The organism is Mesorhizobium sp. M7A.F.Ca.MR.362.00.0.0 (assembly GCF_004023175.1).
Taxonomy (GTDB): domain Bacteria; phylum Pseudomonadota; class Alphaproteobacteria; order Rhizobiales; family Rhizobiaceae; genus Mesorhizobium.
Genome location: NZ_RZTF01000020.1, coordinates 22,650 through 38,844, shown reverse-complemented (window position 1 = coordinate 38,844; position 16,195 = coordinate 22,650). Strand labels below are relative to the sequence as shown.

Below are 16,195 nucleotides of genomic sequence, written 5' to 3'. Positions count from 1 at the left end.
GTCCAAGGCACCGTGCGCTACATCAGCCGCGACGCCTCGTCGGCGACCCGCACCTTCCGCGTCGAGGTTGCCGTCCCCAATGCCGACGGCTCAGTGCCGGCCGGCATGACGGCGGAAATCGCGCTCAACGCACAGCCGACCGACGCGGTGCTGCTGCCGCGCTCGGTTGTGACGCTCGGCGACAAGGGCGACCTCGGCATCCGTGCCGTGGGCAAGGACAACAAGGTGGCGTTCTTCCCCATCGACCTCGTCGACGACACGCCGACAGGCCTCGTCCTCGGCGGCATACCGGCCGACGCCCGCATCATCGTCGCCGGCCAGGAACTGGTGAAGGAAGGCGATCTGGTCAATCCGGTCGAGGCCGACCAGGCGATCATCAAGAAGCTGCTCGGCGAAGCGACGGCCGGCACGCAGTAGCAAGAGATCGCGACGGACTAGCCCTGGGCGGGGACAATCGGCTGCGACGCAGCTCGTGAAAATTCAAGAACAGGCGTTAGCCATGGATATCGTCAGACTCGCAATCAACAATGCCCGCCTGACCATTTCGGTCCTCGTCTTCCTTCTGCTGGCGGGCTGGGTCGCCTATCAGGCGACGCCAAAGGAAGCGGAGCCCGACGTTCCGATTCCGATGATGTATGTCAGCCTGATCTACCAGGGCATTTCGCCCGAGGATTCGGAGCGGCTTCTGCTGCGGCCGATGGAAAGCAAGCTGAAAAGCCTGAAGGGCCTCAAGGAGATGCGTTCGGCCGCCTTCCAGGGCGGCGGCTACGTGCTGGTCGAATTCCAGCCGCAGACCAATCTGGCCACCGCGCTGCAGGACACGCGCAGCAAGGTGCAGGACGCCAAGGCCGACCTGCCGCAGGCGGCGGAAGAACCCGTCGTCACCGAAGTCAACATTTCCGAATTTCCCGTGCTCGTCGTCACGCTCTCGGGAAATCTGCCCGAACGCGTGCTGACCGCCGCCGCGCGTGAACTGCGCGACCGCATCGAGGAGGTTCCCGGTGTTCTCGAGGGCTCGCTGCAGGGTGCGCGCGACGATCTCGTCGAGGTCGTCATCGATCCGATGAAGCTGTCTTCCTATGGGCTGCAACTCGATCAACTGATCGGTGCGGTCGGCAACTCCAACAGCCTGGTCGCCGCCGGCAATATCGAAGGCTCGGAGGGCAAATACGCCGTCAAGGTACCGTCGCTGATCGAAACGCCGGAGGATGTCGCCGCACTGCCGGTGGTCGCCGGCCCCAATGCCGTGGTGCAGGCCAAGGACATCGCGACGATCCGTTCGACCTTCAAGGATGCCGAGACGGTGACCCGTCTCAACGGCAAGCCGGCCATCGCCATCGAAGTCAAGAAGCGCATCGGCTCCAACCTGATCGACACCATCGCCAAGGTGCGAACGGTGTCCGACGAGTTCGTCAAGTCGATGCCCGAGGGCATGAACGTCACCTACACGCAGGACAAGTCGGTCTTCGTCAACCAGCTGCTCGGCGACCTGCAGAACCATGTGATGATCGCCGTCATCCTGGTGTTCATCGTCATCCTCTACGCGCTGTCCGGCCGCGCCTCGCTGCTCATCGGGCTTGCGATTCCGTCGTCCTTCCTGATCGGCATCCTGCTGCTGGCGATGATGGGCTACACGATCAACATGATCGTGCTGTTCAGCCTGATCCTGGCCGTCGGCATGCTGGTCGACGATGCCATCATCGTCACCGAGTTCGCCGAACGGCGGATGAGCGAGGGCATGCCGAAGGAGGAAGCCTTCGCGCTCGCCGCCAAGCGCATGGCCGGTCCGGTCATCGCCGCGACGATGACGCGCATCGCCGCCTTCTCACCGCTGCTGTTCTGGCCGGGCATCATCGGCGACTTCATGAAGTACATGCCGATCACGCTGATCGTCACGCTATCGGCCTCGATGCTCTATGCACTTGTCTTCGCGCCGACGCTGGGTGCGATCTTCGCCAAGGCGCCGCCGCATCATGAGGATGACAATCGCGACGGCTGGTACATGGCGATCGTCAAGCAGGCGGTGCGCTTCCCCATCACCGTGCTGGTGCTGACCGTCGCGCTCTTGTTCGGCGTCGGCTTTGCCTATTCGAAATACGGCGCCGGCGTCGAGTTCTTCCCGAATGTCGAGCCGGATTATGGCCTGCTCTACGTGCATGCGCGCGGCAATCTTTCGCTGGCCGAAATGGATACCGCGACCAAGATCGCGGAAGACAGGCTGCTCGGCTGGCCGGGTGTGAAGTCGGTCTACACCCGCGTCGGCAAGACGCAAGGCGGCGGCCAGGATATCCCCGAAGACGTCGTCGGCGTCATCCAGTACGAATTTATCGACTGGCGCGAGCGCAAGTCGGCGAACCACATCCTGGACGATCTGCGCGGCGTCATGGCCGGCATTCCCGGCGTCGATGTCGAGGTGCGCGTGCCGGAAGCCGGTCCGCCGACCGGCAAGCCGATCCAGATCAGGCTTTCGGCCGTCGACCCCAAGGGGCTCGACGACAAGGCCCGTGAGGTCGCGGCGCGCATCGGCAAGGTGCCCGGCGTCATCGATATTTCCGACGGCCTGCCGCCGCCCGGTGTCGACTGGGCGCTCGAGGTCGATCGTGCCAAGGCGGCGCAGTACGGCATCAGCCCAACCTCGGTCGGGACGGTGGTGCAACTGGTGACCAACGGGCTGAAACTCTCGGAATACCGGCCTGCCGGAGCCGACGACGCGGTCGACATAAGGCTGCGGCTGCCCGAAGACCGGCGCACGCTGTCGACGCTCGACGAACTCAGGGTGCAGACCTCACAAGGCTCGGTGCCGATCTCGAACTTCGTCGTGCGCAAGCCGGAGCCGACGGTCGGCATCCTCAACCGCATCGACGGCGCGCGTACGGTGGTCGTCCAGGCCAACGTCGCCGCCGGCGCTCAGGTCGCGGCTGTGCAGGAGCAGGTCACCAAGGCCGTCTCCGACATGGATCTCGGCAGCGGCATCCGCTGGAAGCTGGCCGGTTCGAACGAGGACAGCGCCGAAGCCAGCGCCTTCCTCAGCAAGGCCTTCGGGGCGGCGATCTTCCTGATCTTCCTGGTGCTTCTGGCGCAGTTCAACAAGTTCACCAGCGTCTGGCTGGTGCTGTCCTGCGTGGTCATGGCGACGATCGGCGTGTTCCTCGGGCTGCTGATAACCGGCGAGACGTTCGGCATCGTCATGTCGGGCATCGGCGTCATCGCTCTGGCCGGCGTGGTGGTGAACAACAACATCGTGCTGATCGACACCTATGACCGGCTGCGTGAAGAAGGCTGGGACAAGGTCGAGGCGGTGCTGCAGACTTGCCGCGAGCGCGCCCGCCCGGTCGTGCTGACGGCTGTGTCGGCCATTCTCGGCGTGCTGCCGATCGCCTTCGGCCTCGGGCTGGAAATCTTCCATCACGAGACGACGATCAACGCGCCGTCGACGCAATGGTGGATTTCGCTGTCCTCGGCGATCGTCTTCGGCCTGTCCTTCGCCACGGTGCTGACGCTGGTGGTGACGCCGTCGATGCTGATGGTGTTCACCCGCGCCAAGGTCAAACCGGGCGCACGGCGCGGCTTGATCAGCCGTCTGTTCCGGCGCGGCAAGGTCGAGATTTCATCGACCGATGCGCCAGGGCGGGATGCCGGAGCCGGGCCGGATATCGCCTTTCCGAAAGCCGCCGAATAGATCATTGCCGATTTGACCGGCAAAGGCCGCCCGGAACAACCGGGCGGCCTTTTGCATTGTTCTTGGGCGAAAAGTCGAATTGCGGGGTTCTCATGCCGATCACCACCATCGTCATCATCGTCCTGGTCCTTATCCTCATCGGCGCGGTGCCGGCCTGGCCGCATTCGCGCTCCTGGGGCTATGGGCCCTCGGGTATTGTCGGCGTGGTGCTGGTGGTGCTTATGGTGCTGCTGTTGATGGGACGGCTCTGAGGCGCCCTCTCAGTCCGCGGAGATTGTTAATGTGCGGAGGAGCATCGCCCGCTATCGCGGACGTCAGGCAGCTTTCGCAACGCCGGTCACGGTGGCAATGCCGATATCCCCGAGAGCTTCAGTGACGGCCTCATCCAGCGGCGTGTGGGGGATCGCGCCGATGATGCCTTCCAGCCTTGCCGACGCCAGTTGGTGCGGTTCGAAGCGCAGATAGGACATCGACACGATCTCACGCCACATCGCCACGAACGGGCTGCCGGCGCGCAGCACCCACCACGCCATCGAGGTCATCTTGAGCGGACGGCCAAGCGCCTTCTCCGCGGCCGCCTTGATTTCCAGGTCGGTGACGGGATGGCCCGGGAAGTTGAAGGCTTCATAGGCGCCGAGCTTGTCCAGGTTCTGCGCCAGTCCGACGAAAGCCCTGGCCAGATCCGGCAGGTAGGCCCATTCATGCACGAGGTCGACCGGGCCGGGCGCCGTATAGGTACCCTTGTTGATCTTGGCAGCGACGACCAAGTCGAACCACGAGCCGCTGCCGGTGCCTCCGAAGAAGTCGCCCGCCCGCAAAATGATGGTGCGGACGCGGCGCGCTTCGGCCTCGCGGTGAAACAGGTCCTCCATGGCGACGCGGATGCGCCCCTTCTCGGTCGTCGGGCGGAACGGCGTGTCTTCCGTGATCACCTCCGGCATCGGCGACCCGTAATTGTATACGGTCCCGGGAAAGAGATGCAGTGCGTTGTTGGCACGGCAAGCGGCCATGACATTCTCGGCGATCGGCAGGCACTTGGCCCATTCGGTGTAGATCGGGTTGAGGCCGTTGAAGATGATGTCGACACCTTCCGTGGCGCGGATCAGCGCTTCCCGGTCGAGCGCGTCACCGGCAACGGCCGTAGCGCCTTCGAGTTCAGTTGGCAGTTTGCCGTTGCGGGTGACGGCGCGGACCTCGTAGCCCGCGTCGATGAAGGCCTTGGCGACCACGCGGCCGAGCCGGCCATTGGCACCGAGAATTGCGATACTGGTCATTGGAAGCACTCCTGGGTTGGGATTTGCGTGGTCGGTCGCAAGGCGCGATCGGGATCAGCGACGAGCGCGATCGAGATCAGCGGCTGCCGAAGAGGTCGCGGTTGCTGCCTTGCGTAACCGGCTGCCGGACGGCCGCATCCGGGTTGTGGATCGAAGCGGTGGTCGTGTTGTCGATGCTGGTGACAGCCGGCTGGCTGGCGTCGTTCGACCCAAACTTGTCGCTGCCGGCAAAGGCGGCGCTGACGGAAATGAGGATGGCGGCGGTGGTGAGAGCGATCTTGTTCATCTGAGTTCTCCTGGTGGTGTTTGCAGTCCGTGTTGGTGTCTGCAGCCGGAATATGGTCGCTCTGAACGCGAATGGAAATTGACTACAGATGGCGTTCTGATATTCATAAATGAATGGCTGAAATCGACTGGAACCTGATCAAGAGCTTTGTCGCCGTGGCGGAATCCGGCGGCCTGTCGGCCGCCGCGCGAAAGCTTTCGGCCAGCCAGCCGACGCTTGGCCGTCACATCGGCGAGTTGGAACAGGTGCTGGGCGTTACGCTGTTCCGTCGCGGACGGCACGGCTACGAACTGACGGAGGCCGGCAGCACGCTGTTCGAACGCGGCAAGGCGGTCAGCGAGCAGGCAAGCGCCTTCTCACTGCTGGCGCTGGGTTCGGTCGAGGCCATCGAAGGCACGGTGCGCATCGCCGCCAGTGAGGTGGTGGCGGCCTATGTCCTGCCTGAGATGACGATGCGGCTGGGGATCGAGGAGCCCGGCATCGAGGTCGAGATCGTCGCCTCCAACCAGGTCGAGAACCTGCTGCGTCGAGATGCCGACATCGCCATCCGCATGGTCAAGCCGGCGCAGAACGAGCTGATGGCACGCAAGGTCTGCGATATCGCGCTCTGCGCCTGCGCCGCCAAATCCTATCTCGACAGGCGCGGCCGTCCGCTAAAGCCTGCCGATCTTGTCGACCACGATCTGGTCGGCTTCGACCGCGGCGACGAGATCATCAGGGGCTTTACCCAGCATGGCATCCCCGTCACCCGGAGCAGCTTCCGCTTCAGGGCCGACAACCAGATCGTTTTGTGGGAAGCGGTGCGGGCGGGAAACGGCATTGGCCTCGGCCAGGAGCCGCTGGCCGACAGGGATCCTTTGATTGAGAAGGTGCTGCCTGACCTGCCGCTGCCAGTTCTGCCGGTGTGGCTGGCGATGCATCGCGATGTGCGTACCAGCGTGCGCATCCGCCGGGTGGTGGATTTTCTCCACGAGGAGCTGAAACGCTATTCGGCGGGTGCTGGCGCGAATTCGGCGCGGTGAGCAAGCCCGGCCATCAGCAACACGATGATCAGCAGTCCCGACATGGTGATGAAGATCGGGCCGAAGCTGGAATGCTCGGCAACGAAGCCGATCGCCGACGGCGCCACCAGTATGCCGCAGTATCCGATAGTGGTGACCACGCTCATGCCGGTGCCAGAAGACATGCCTTCCTGGTTGCCGCCGGCCGAAAAGATGATCGGCACCATATTGGCGATGCCGAAGCCGCAAAAGGCAAAGGCTGCAATGGCGAGCCAGGGCGAGGGCGCCAGGCCAGCCACCAGCATGCCGACCGCTGCTACCAGGGCCGACACGCGCAGCGTCGTCACCGCGCCGAAGCGATTGCGTATGCCGTCGCCGAAGAACCGCGTAATCGCCATGACGCCCGAAAATCCGGCGTAGGCGAGGCCGGCAACGGCAAGATCGGCGCCGAGTTCCTGGCGCAGATACAGGGCTGCCCAGTCGAGCACCGCGCCTTCGGAGATCATCGCCAGCAGCGCCATCAGTCCGATCAGATAAACCAGCGGGTTTGCCGGCAGTGCGAATTTGTGATGCTCTGCCGCCTGCGGTCTGTCTTCGGTGAGGAGATGGCGAACGGCCACCGCGATCACCGCGAAGGCAAACACCGTTACCGCCGCCGCGTGGGCGAGGTGGCCGTAGTGCTGGATGGCAAAGCCGCCGAGGCCGCCGCCGGCGAAGCCGCCCAGACTCCAGAAGCCGTGCGAGGACGACATGACGGCGCGGGAGAGCCGCCGTTCGACCACCACGGCATTGGCATTCATGGCGACGTCCATGCCACCGATCGAGCCGCCGAAGATGATCATGGCAATGGCCGCCAGCGTTACGTTGGGCGCCAGCGCCACGACCATGAGACCGAGGCTGCCGCACAGGGCGAACCAGCGCAGCACGGTGCGCGAACCATGTCTGGAGATCAAATGGCCGCACCAGGTCATCGCCATGACGGCACCGACCCCGAATAGGAGAATCAGCAGGCCGAGCGTGAACTTCGAAATCTCCAGCCGGGTCAGGAACACCGGAATCTGCGGCGCCCAGCTGCCGGTCAGGAAGCCGTTGGCGAGGAAAATGGCCGCGAGCGCCCATCGTCCGCGAATGGCAGTCAGCTTGGCAGTTGACGCGTTCATGAGGCGAATCCCGCTTAAAATGGCTTCGCGCGGCAAATTAGATCGATTCAATTTTCAGTCAAGGCTCTTTCGGGAAGCATTTTGGGCCAAACATAGCCTTAAGTGATCGCTGGGGCGACGGCGTCAATGGTCCTGGGGGCGCCTTGCCTCGAATTCGGCCTTCTTGGCGTCGGAGGCCTCGGTCTGGTTGAGCGCCTGCCATTCCCCATAAGGCATGCCGTAGACGATCTCGCGCGACTGATCCTTGCCGAGATCGACGCCATCGGCATTGGCTGCCTCGCGATACCAGTTCGACAGGCAGTTGCGGCAGAAGCCGGCGAGGTTCATCAGATCGATATTCTGCACATCGTTGCGCTCGCGCAGATGCTCGACCAGCCGGCGGAAGGCGGCCGCCTCGAAATCGCGTTGCTGCTCGTCGCTGAGTTCAGTCATCGAAACCTCCGTCATAGCGGCCCGGTGCGCGAGCCGAACATCTTCACCACATGTATATCGGGACGACGGTCGATCGCGTCAACGATCGGCGCCAGCCGTTCGGCCCAGGCGAGCGCGCCCTTCTGGTCCGATATCAGATCCTGTCGGATCTCGATCAGCGCATGGGCGAAGCCGTTGATGATGGCGTGCTTGTACATGGTGTCGCCGCGCAACGCGCCGTCATAGGGTTCGTTGTCGCCGACGACGAGGTTCTTGTCCTGCGCCAGCATGTCTATCAACGGCCGCGCCACGCGGTCGTCGAGGTCCCACAGGATGCCGACGTGCCAAGGACGCCGGATTCCTTGCATGGCAGGGGTGAAGGAATGCACCGAGAAGATGAAGGGCGCCCGGGCGGAAGCCTGTGCGACCGAGGCGATCATGGCGCCGACAGCGTCGTGATAGGGCCGGTAGAACCCGTCGAGCCGCCTCTCGCGCTCATCGGCAGTAATGGGGTAATTCCCAGGTACGACAGTGCCGTCATAAAGCTGGCGAATGAGCGTCGGGTCGTCTTCGCCGCGATTGGGATCGATCAACAGTCGCGAAAAATTGGCGAGCACCGCCGGCACGCCGAGCAGGGCAGCCAGTTCGCGCATCACCGCCTCGACGCCGATGTCATAGGCGATGTGCCGGTCGAACTCGGCCGAGGGCAGGCCGAGGCTGCCGTAGTCGTCGGGCAGGTCGCGACGGGCATGATCGCCCAACAGCACGATGCCTCGCTTGCGGTCGCCCTCGATGATGTCGAAAGGCGCGAAAACTGTGGATCGGGTCATTGGCGGGAAATGGTCTGTTCGCGGGCTTCCGGGGAGGGTGCTATCGTCATTCCACGAAGACGACGCTTGCGCAATGCCGTTGTTTGGCCAAGGTTTCCCGGGAAATCTGGCACACGTCGGCGAATTGTGCGCCGGAGCCTTTCTAAATCGATTGGAATTGGACAAAACGGTGCGTTGACATGCGCCCGGACTTTTCCGAAAAGGGGCGCAGAGAGATGCTGATGTGGTTTTTGAGGGGTTTTCGGATGAGTTCCGCCGGCGGGCAGCGCATGCGCTCTGCCTTTGCCATGCCGCTCCTCACTCTTGCCATGGGCCTGTCGGCCATGGTCGTGGCTTCGCCGGCGCGTGCCGATTTCCGCGTCTGCAACGCCACGCAGAACCTGGTCGGCGTCGGCATCGGCTATCGCGCCAAGGCCGGCTGGATCACCGAAGGCTGGTGGCACATCGAGGGATCGAGCTGCAAGACGCTGATCGAAGGGCCGCTGTCATCAAGGTTTTACTATCTTTATGCAGAAGACGCCGAACGCGGCGGACGCTGGGACGGCCCGATCAACATGTGCGTGGCTGAGAAAGAGTTCAAGATCGCAGGCGTGACCGACTGCGTTGCCCGGGGCTTCCAGCGCGCCGGATTCCAGGAATATGACACGGGCGAACAGGCAAGCTGGATGGTCCAGCTGACCGATGAGTCCACAACGGGAGGCGCTCCAGCCGCCCCGGGAACAAACAGTCAATGAGACGTAGCCGCAAGGTCAAGATCCTAGCCACCATCGGTCCGGCCTCCTCGTCGGAGGAGATGCTGAAGAAACTGTTCGAAGCGGGCGCCGATGTGTTCCGCATCAATATGAGCCATACCGACCATGAGCTGATGCGCACGCTGGTCGGACGCATCCGCGCTGTCGAGGAAGCGGTTGGCCGGCCGATCGGCATCCTCGCCGACCTACAAGGACCGAAGCTGCGCGTCGGCAAGTTCGCCAACGGGAAGGAAGTGCTGACGCAAGGCCAGACCTTCACCCTCGACGACAATCCCGAGCCCGGCACCTCGACCAGGGTCTATCTGCCGCATCCGGAAATCCTAAGCTCGGTCGAAGCCGGCCATCGCCTGCTGATCGACGATGGCAAGCTCGAGCTGAAGGCGGTGAAGAGCGACGGCAAGTCGATCGTCTGCACCGTCGTCGCCGGCACCACGATTTCCGACAAGAAGGGCGTCAGCCTGCCCGACACCGACCTCCCGGTCGGCGCGCTGACCGAGAAGGATCGCAAGGACCTCGATGCCGTGCTGGCCACCGGCGTCGACTGGGTCGCGCTGTCTTTCGTGCAGCGGCCGGAGGATCTGGCCGAAGCGCGCAAGATCGCACGCGGCCGGGCGCTGATCATGGCCAAGATCGAAAAGCCGCAGGCCGTCGCCCGGCTGGCCGAGATCATCGAATTGTCCGACGCGCTGATGGTCGCCCGCGGCGATCTCGGCGTCGAGATGCCGCTCGAGGCGGTGCCCGGCATCCAGAAGCAGATCACGCGCGCGGCACGCCGCGCCGGCAAGCCGGTGGTGGTTGCAACGCAGATGCTGGAATCGATGATCACGGCACCGGTGCCGACCCGCGCCGAAGTGTCCGATGTTTCGATCGCCGTCTTCGAAGGCGCCGATGCCATCATGCTGTCGGCGGAATCGGCAGCGGGTGCCTATCCCGTCGAGGCCGTGGCAATGATGAACCGTATCGCCACCAAGGTCGAAACCGATCCGACCTATGCCGGCATCATCAACGCCCAGCGCTCCGAGCCGGAGGCGACCGGCGCCGACGCCATTTCGCTGGCCGCGCGCGAGATCGCCGAAACGCTGAAGCTGTCGGCGATCATCACCTACACCGCATCGGGCACCACAGGCCTGCGCGCCGCCCGCGAGCGGCCGCAGGTGCCTGTTATCGCGCTGTCGCCGATCCTCAACACGGCGCGGCGGCTGTCGCTTTTGTGGGGCACGCATTGCGTCGTCTCACCCGACGCCGTCGATCTCGACGACATGGTCAATCGCGCCTGCCGCATCGCCTTCGACGAAGGCTTCGGCAAGCCTGGCGACCGCGTCATCATCACCGCGGGCGTGCCGCTGCGGACACCGGGTTCGACCAACATGCTGCGCATCGCCTATATCGGTTCGGACACACAAGTCAGCCGCTAGATTCCTGAAGCGTGTCGCCTCTGAACGGATTCAGACGGCCCGCTTTAGGTCGGCGCGAGTTCGGCCTGCGGTACCTTGATATCGGCGCATCTGCCGGCGCCGTAGGCGTCGCCGGCGATGCGCGCCTCCACGGTCCTGGCCATCGCCTGCAGGTCTATATTCTTGCCAGCGACCTTCTCGATGGCGCCGACGGTCAGGTCGGTCGCGATCCAGTCTGGCTTGTGACCGAGATTGTGCACCCACACGAGTTCGGCACCGGCAATGTCGCGCGCCAGGCCGACCGAATGGATATGTGCATAGACCACCTTGTCGCGATCGCCTGAAATCACCACGGTCGGCGCCTTGATCTCGGCGTAACGCGGTGCGGTGGCGAGCGCGTAGCGATAGAGCCCGGCGACATCGGTGGCGTTGGCACGAAAGGCTGTTGGTCGCAGCACCAGCGGGATAGAGGCCGAGCTGAGATAATTGTCCGGCACCTTGTTGGGCGAGAAAACGCAGGTGGTGGCGTCGGCCATCTGCAGGGTTCCGGCCGGATAGGTCAGCGTTTCGGAAAACAGCCAACCGAGCACCGGCATGGTGGTCAGATTGTAGTACCAGGCGGTTGCGCCGCCCGGCCATGGGTGGGTCGCCGGTGCGAGAAAGACGAGCCCGAGTGTCTTGTCTGGATGTTCGCGGCCAAAGGCCGATGTCACCACGCCGCCGAAGGAATGGCCAACGATGACAGCCTTTTTGATGCCGAGATGGTCCATCAGTGCGGCAATGGTGTTGGCCTGCGCCGACGGGTTCTCGTTGTTGGTGCCGCGACCCGACCAGCCATGGCCTGGCCGGTCGAAGAACAGCATTTCGGCGCGGCCTTCGAGCAAGGAGCGCAGCGGCAGCATCTGGTCCCTGAGATTGGCGCTGGCGCCGTGGATCAAGACGATCGGCGGCAGCTCGGCATTGGCGGGCGCCGGAACATGGACATAGTGGATGCGGGCGCCGTCGATGTCGGCGAACTCGCCGATCGGCGGATTGCGACGCTCGATCAGCCATGAGCCGACGCGGGTGACGCCGACAAAGCCGAAGATAAGCGCCATCAGGAAGGCAAGGGCGGCGTAGATCAGGTTCATGAGGGAGATACGAGGTGGAGGGGGATAAGTTGTAGGGTAGGCAGTAGGCATGTGTGTTCCGCAGAGCGGTCTGGACCTACTGCCTAATCCCTACTGCCTATTCCCTCAAATACCTTCACCGGCAAGCTCCTCCGAAATCGTGCCGACCTGGTCCTGGGCGCTGCGCATCATCGGATAGATGGCCAGCACCTTTTGCCAGGCCTCGAGCGCCGATTGCTTGTGGCCGGTCAGCGCCATGATCTGCGCCAGGCCGGACAGCGCACCGAAATGGCGCGGCTCGAGCTGCAGCGTATGGTCGATGTCGGACATCGACTTGCCGTAGTTCTTCATCATGAAATGGACGGTGGCACGCCGGTTCCAGCCTTCGGCATAAGTCGGCTGCAAAGTCACCACCTGGTCGAGGAAATCGAGCGCTGCGTCGAACTTCTGGCCCTCGACGGCTTTTTGCGACCATTGCATCATCAGGTCGATCGAGGCGCTGCCGGATTGCGACCACTCGCTCCAGATGTTGCCGGCGATGCGCTCGGCCGCCTTTTCGTTGCGCTCGCGTTTCAGATCGCTGAACAACTGGTCGAGGCGGGCTTGTTTCGTCGTTGCGGCGGGCGGCGCGTCCTGAGTGGCCGGCGGCGCGACAGCATCATCCGCCCATGCCGGGCCATAAATGACGCCGGAAACAAGCAGAGATGTCAAAAATGCAAAAAGAATCCGCATCGCCGGACTCTAGTCCCGGGCGACGGAACGTCAAACTGAATTTGGCGTGAAAATGCCGGCAGGCGGCAACAAGCATCAAAGGGGGGGAGGCAACAGCCTCCTGCCCGAAAACTCAGCCCTGGCGTGCCTTGTAGCGCGGGGCGGTCTTGTTGATGATGTAGACGCGGCCCTTGCGGCGAACCAACTGGTTGTCGCGGTGACGCGCCTTCAGCGCCTTGAGCGAATTCTTGATCTTCATGGTCTTGCCTGTCGGTGTGGACCCGGTCCGGGTCGAAATTTTAAGGCGCGCCAGAAGACGCGCCTTTGAACTGTGGGAGGCTCATAAACGAGGAGCCTTGTCCCTGTCAACCGCAAGCGTGCTCCATAGCGGCTGTGAATCGTCCCTGTCATCAATTATCCGCCATGTCGGCCTTGCGGCATTGCGCGGCCCTGGGGCCGGCTGGGATGATGCGGTCGCCGTGAAGTGATTTGGAGAGAACCATGCGCCGAATGTTCCTGTCCGCCTGCCTTGTCCTGCTGGCGGCAGCTTCGGTTGCTCGCGCGCAGGAATGCGACCGCAGCGACGACAGCCAGCAGATGATGAACATCTGTGCCGGCGAAGACTATCAGGCGGCCGACGCCAAGCTCAACAAGGCCTATCAGGACCTCACCAGCTCGGATGACGCCGGCGGCAAGAGATTGCTGCAGGTGGCGCAGCGCGCCTGGATCACTTTTCGCGATGCCGAATGCGCGCATTCCACCGCCGCCAGTCAAGACGGCTCGATCCATCCGATGGCAGTATCGCAATGCCTGACCAGATTGACCAATGATCGCATCAAGCAGCTCGCTGCCGCGGCCAATTGCGAGGAAGGCGATTTGAGTTGCGTCAAACCAGGCGAGGACGAGAGCGACGATTTGCAGTAGGCAACCCTATGAGGCGCGACGGCCGATCCGAGTGAAATGTCCCATCTTGCGGCCGAGCCGCGCTTCGGCCTTGCCGTAGAGATGCAGCATCAGATCGGGCTCGGCGAGAAGCTCCGGGACGCGCAGCACATCGTCGCCGATCAGGTTTTCCATCACACAGTCGGAATGGCGGTCCGGGGCGCCGAGCGGCAGGCCGGCGATGGCGCGGATATGCTGCTCGAACTGCGAAACGATACAGGCGCCTTCCGTCCAATGGCCGGAATTGTGCACGCGCGGCGCGATTTCGTTGGCCAGCAGCGAGCCGTCCGCCAGCACGAAGAACTCGACACCGATGACGCCGACATAGTCCAGCGCCGACAGGATCTTCGATGCCGCCGTTCGTGCGGCTTGCGCCGTTTCGAGCCTTACGCGGGCCGGTAAGGTCGACGTATGGAGAATGCCGTTGCGATGGACATTCTCGGCCGGATCGTAGGCGACGACCGCACCGTCCAGCCCACGCGCCGCGATTACCGATATCTCGCGCTCGAACGGCACGAAGGCCTCCAGGATCAGAGGCACATTGCCCATCGCCTCGCATGTGCCGGCGAAGCCGCCGGCTTCCATGTTGCGGAAGACGCGCTGGCCTTTGCCGTCATAGCCCATGCGCCGGGTCTTCAGGACACCGCTGCCGTCGAATGCTTTCAGCGCCGCGATCAGCTGGTCATCATTGTCGACGGCGTGGAAATCGGCGGTGGCAATGCCGATGCCGTTGAGGAATGTTTTTTCGTCCACCCGGTCCTGCGCCACTTCCAGCGCACGCGCCGGCGGATAGACCGGAACCTTGGCGGCCAGCGCACTGGCGGCTGCAACCGGCACGTTCTCGAACTCGTAGGTGACGACGGAACTCGAGCCTGCCAGTTCGGCAAGGGCGGCCGGGTCGTCATAGGCGGCTGTTATCTGCCGGTTGGCGACCTGTGCCGCGGGGCAATCCGCTTGCGGCTCCAGCACCACGGTGCGGTAGCCCAGGCGGGCGGCAGCAACAGCCAGCATGCGGCCGAGCTGGCCGCCGCCAATGATGCCGATGGTCGATCCGGCGGGCAGGCTCACGGCGTATCCGTCGGTTCTGCCGCGACCTTGGCGGTCTGCGCGGCGCGCCAGGCATCCAGGCGGACGGCAAGCTCGTTATCGTTCAGTGCCAGCACGGCGGCGGCTAGAAGGGCTGCGTTGGCAGCGCCGGCCTTGCCGATGGCCAGCGTGCCCACGGGAATGCCGGCCGGCATCTGGACAATGGACAGCAGCGAATCCTGCCCGGAAAGCGCTTTCGATTCCACCGGCACACCGAACACCGGCAGCGGCGTCATCGCCGCCGTCATGCCGGGCAGGTGCGCCGCACCGCCGGCGCCGGCGATGATCACCTGATAACCGGCCGCCTTGGCGCCCTTGGCGAAATCATAGAGCCGGTCTGGGGTGCGATGCGCGGAGATGATCAGCCGCTTGTGCGGGATGCCGAGTGCTTCCAGCGTTTCGGCGGCATGGCGCATCGTCGCCCAGTCGGACTGGCTGCCCATGATGATGGCGACGTCGGCGCGTTGATCGTCCAAGTCCGTGTTCCCCGGCGACAAAGGCGCGCCTTAGCGGAATTCGCGCGAGGCCGCAAGGATAGGCGGCGGCCGCGGCGGTCTGGCAAGACGGAAACCAGCCGGTCAGATGCCGTCGCGCTCGGCCTCTGGCGTCGAGACCAGCAAGGCCGAAGCCGCGTTGGCGGCGGTGATGGCCGCCCGCATGGTCTGCCCACGGGCAAGTCCCGCGGCCAGCGCGCCAACGAATTCATCGCCGGCGCCATGCGTGCTGGCGACCTTGACCGGGACGGCCGGCAGCGCGAAGGCCTCGCCGGTCTGGTCGCAGCAGGCGACGCCCTCGCCGCCCGCCGTGACAATCGCCACCGGATAAAGATCGGCCAGCAGCCGTGCGGCTTGCGCGGCGCCGTCGAGTGTCTCGACCACCGCTGTGCCAGCCAGGAATTCCGCCTCGATGGCGTTGACAACCAATATGTCGACCAGCGCGATCAACTCCTCGGAGAGTTCGCGCGCGGGGGCCGCGTTGAGCACGACGCGGCCGCCCCGTGCTTTGACGGCGCGTGCGGCGGCAATGTTGCCGGCTTCCGGCACTTCGTTCTGCAACAAGAGCACTGCCGTCTGTCCCACCACATCGGAAGCAGAGGCAATGTCGGCATGGCCCAGTGTCAGATTGCTGCCCGAGACGATCACCGCGCCATAGTCGCCGCCCGCGTCGAAGATCGCTACGCTCATGCCGGAGCTGGCGCCAGCGGCCACCCGCACGAAGCGGCGGTCGACCTTGGCGCGATCGAGGTTGGCCAGCAACGCCCGCCCGAAATCATCGTCGCCGACGGCGCCGATCATCGCCGCGCGCACGCCGGCCCGCGCCGCCGAGACAGCCTGGTTGCCGCCCTTGCCGCCGCATTTCGGGTGCCAGGCATGGCCGGTCACCGTCTCGCCCTTGCGCGGGCGGTCGGGCGCGTCGACCATGATGTCGTAGTGCAAGCTGCCGAACACGGTGACCAGCGGCGATGTCGTCATGAGCCCCGGTCTTTTCGTTTCGATGTCACCGCGGACATGGTGCGGCCGAGATTGCGCTCCGCCGCCTGATAATCGCGCTGTGCCACCG

The 16,195-nt window shown here is 64.1% G+C and carries 18 protein-coding genes; 7 read left to right on the top strand and 11 right to left on the bottom strand.

The window, feature by feature from the left end:
• From EOC06_RS41735 to EOC06_RS05190, 3 genes are all read left to right on the top strand, one after another.
• On the top strand, positions 1-417 hold a 417-nt coding region (locus EOC06_RS41735), incomplete at its 5' end, for an efflux RND transporter periplasmic adaptor subunit (protein WP_368773582.1).
• Positions 418-499: 82 nt separating this feature from the next.
• Complete coding sequence (locus tag EOC06_RS05195; protein WP_127266905.1) at positions 500-3,679, top strand: efflux RND transporter permease subunit; 3,180 nt, start codon at positions 500-502, stop codon at positions 3,677-3,679.
• A 92-nt stretch (positions 3,680-3,771) separates the two neighbouring features.
• Positions 3,772-3,930 carry a DUF3309 family protein gene (locus EOC06_RS05190; protein ID WP_023810914.1) on the top strand — a complete coding sequence of 53 codons (159 nt, stop codon included), beginning with the start codon at positions 3,772-3,774 and terminating at the stop codon, positions 3,928-3,930.
• A gap of 63 nt (positions 3,931-3,993) precedes the next feature.
• Here the strand turns inward: EOC06_RS05190 and EOC06_RS05185 are convergent, their stop codons facing one another.
• Positions 3,994-4,953: an SDR family oxidoreductase gene (locus EOC06_RS05185; RefSeq protein WP_128307252.1), complete on the bottom strand. Its 960-nt coding sequence runs from the start codon at positions 4,951-4,953 to the stop codon at positions 3,994-3,996.
• Between the two features lie 76 nt (positions 4,954-5,029).
• Positions 5,030-5,239, bottom strand: a complete 210-nt coding sequence (locus EOC06_RS05180) for a DUF680 domain-containing protein (RefSeq protein ID WP_128307251.1) — start codon at positions 5,237-5,239, stop codon at positions 5,030-5,032.
• A 113-nt stretch (positions 5,240-5,352) separates the two neighbouring features.
• On the opposite strand from EOC06_RS05180, the gene EOC06_RS05175 reads away from it, so the two are divergent.
• A complete protein-coding gene (locus EOC06_RS05175) occupies positions 5,353-6,261 on the top strand; it encodes a LysR family transcriptional regulator (RefSeq protein WP_128307250.1) in 909 nt (302 codons plus the stop codon).
• Here the strand turns inward: EOC06_RS05175 and EOC06_RS05170 are convergent.
• The 3 genes from EOC06_RS05170 to EOC06_RS05160 form a co-directional block, all read right to left on the bottom strand.
• The gene (locus EOC06_RS05170) at positions 6,225-7,400 is read right to left on the bottom strand and encodes an MFS transporter (protein ID WP_128307249.1); all 1,176 of its coding nucleotides are present in this window, start codon (positions 7,398-7,400) and stop codon (positions 6,225-6,227) included. The genes EOC06_RS05175 and EOC06_RS05170 overlap by 37 nt on opposite strands.
• Before the next feature lie 123 nt (positions 7,401-7,523).
• A complete protein-coding gene (locus EOC06_RS05165) occupies positions 7,524-7,832 on the bottom strand; it encodes a DUF1244 domain-containing protein (RefSeq protein ID WP_128307248.1) in 309 nt (102 codons plus the stop codon).
• An 11-nt stretch (positions 7,833-7,843) separates the two neighbouring features.
• Positions 7,844-8,641 (bottom strand): N-formylglutamate amidohydrolase, encoded by a 798-nt coding sequence (locus EOC06_RS05160; RefSeq protein WP_128307247.1) that lies wholly within the window; start codon positions 8,639-8,641, stop codon positions 7,844-7,846.
• Between the two features lie 245 nt (positions 8,642-8,886).
• Here EOC06_RS05160 and EOC06_RS05155 point away from each other — a divergent pair, with 245 nt between their 5' ends.
• Entirely contained in the window at positions 8,887-9,375 is a 489-nt protein-coding gene (locus tag EOC06_RS05155; protein WP_127266899.1) for a DUF1036 domain-containing protein, read from the top strand.
• Positions 9,372-10,808, top strand: a complete 1,437-nt coding sequence (gene pyk, locus EOC06_RS05150; protein WP_013529204.1) for a pyruvate kinase — start codon at positions 9,372-9,374, stop codon at positions 10,806-10,808. The genes EOC06_RS05155 and pyk overlap by 4 nt, the downstream gene beginning before the upstream one ends.
• Before the next feature lie 44 nt (positions 10,809-10,852).
• Here the strand turns inward: pyk and EOC06_RS05145 are convergent, their stop codons facing one another.
• The 3 genes from EOC06_RS05145 to ykgO form a co-directional block, all read right to left on the bottom strand.
• Positions 10,853-11,917: an alpha/beta fold hydrolase gene (locus EOC06_RS05145; RefSeq protein ID WP_128307246.1), complete on the bottom strand. Its 1,065-nt coding sequence runs from the start codon at positions 11,915-11,917 to the stop codon at positions 10,853-10,855.
• 105 nt (positions 11,918-12,022) lie between these two features.
• A complete protein-coding gene (locus tag EOC06_RS05140) occupies positions 12,023-12,628 on the bottom strand; it encodes a hypothetical protein (protein WP_127321566.1) in 606 nt (201 codons plus the stop codon).
• A gap of 112 nt (positions 12,629-12,740) precedes the next feature.
• Entirely contained in the window at positions 12,741-12,866 is a 126-nt protein-coding gene (ykgO, locus tag EOC06_RS05135; protein WP_006327841.1) for a type B 50S ribosomal protein L36, read from the bottom strand.
• Positions 12,867-13,108: 242 nt separating this feature from the next.
• Between ykgO and EOC06_RS05130 the strand changes: the two genes are divergently transcribed.
• Positions 13,109-13,531 (top strand): lysozyme inhibitor LprI family protein, encoded by a 423-nt coding sequence (locus EOC06_RS05130; protein ID WP_127397018.1) that lies wholly within the window; start codon positions 13,109-13,111, stop codon positions 13,529-13,531.
• 6 nt (positions 13,532-13,537) lie between these two features.
• Here EOC06_RS05130 and EOC06_RS05125 read toward each other — a convergent pair whose 3' ends face one another.
• The 3 genes from EOC06_RS05125 to EOC06_RS05115 form a co-directional block, all read right to left on the bottom strand.
• Positions 13,538-14,617: a 5-(carboxyamino)imidazole ribonucleotide synthase gene (locus EOC06_RS05125; protein ID WP_128307245.1), complete on the bottom strand. Its 1,080-nt coding sequence runs from the start codon at positions 14,615-14,617 to the stop codon at positions 13,538-13,540.
• On the bottom strand, positions 14,614-15,111 hold the full coding sequence (gene purE, locus EOC06_RS05120) for a 5-(carboxyamino)imidazole ribonucleotide mutase (protein ID WP_127272234.1): 498 nt from the start codon (positions 15,109-15,111) through the stop codon (positions 14,614-14,616). Before purE ends, EOC06_RS05125 begins: the two co-directional genes overlap by 4 nt.
• Before the next feature lie 102 nt (positions 15,112-15,213).
• Positions 15,214-16,107 (bottom strand): ribokinase, encoded by an 894-nt coding sequence (locus tag EOC06_RS05115; RefSeq protein ID WP_128307244.1) that lies wholly within the window; start codon positions 16,105-16,107, stop codon positions 15,214-15,216.
• Positions 16,108-16,195 lie beyond the last annotated feature (88 nt).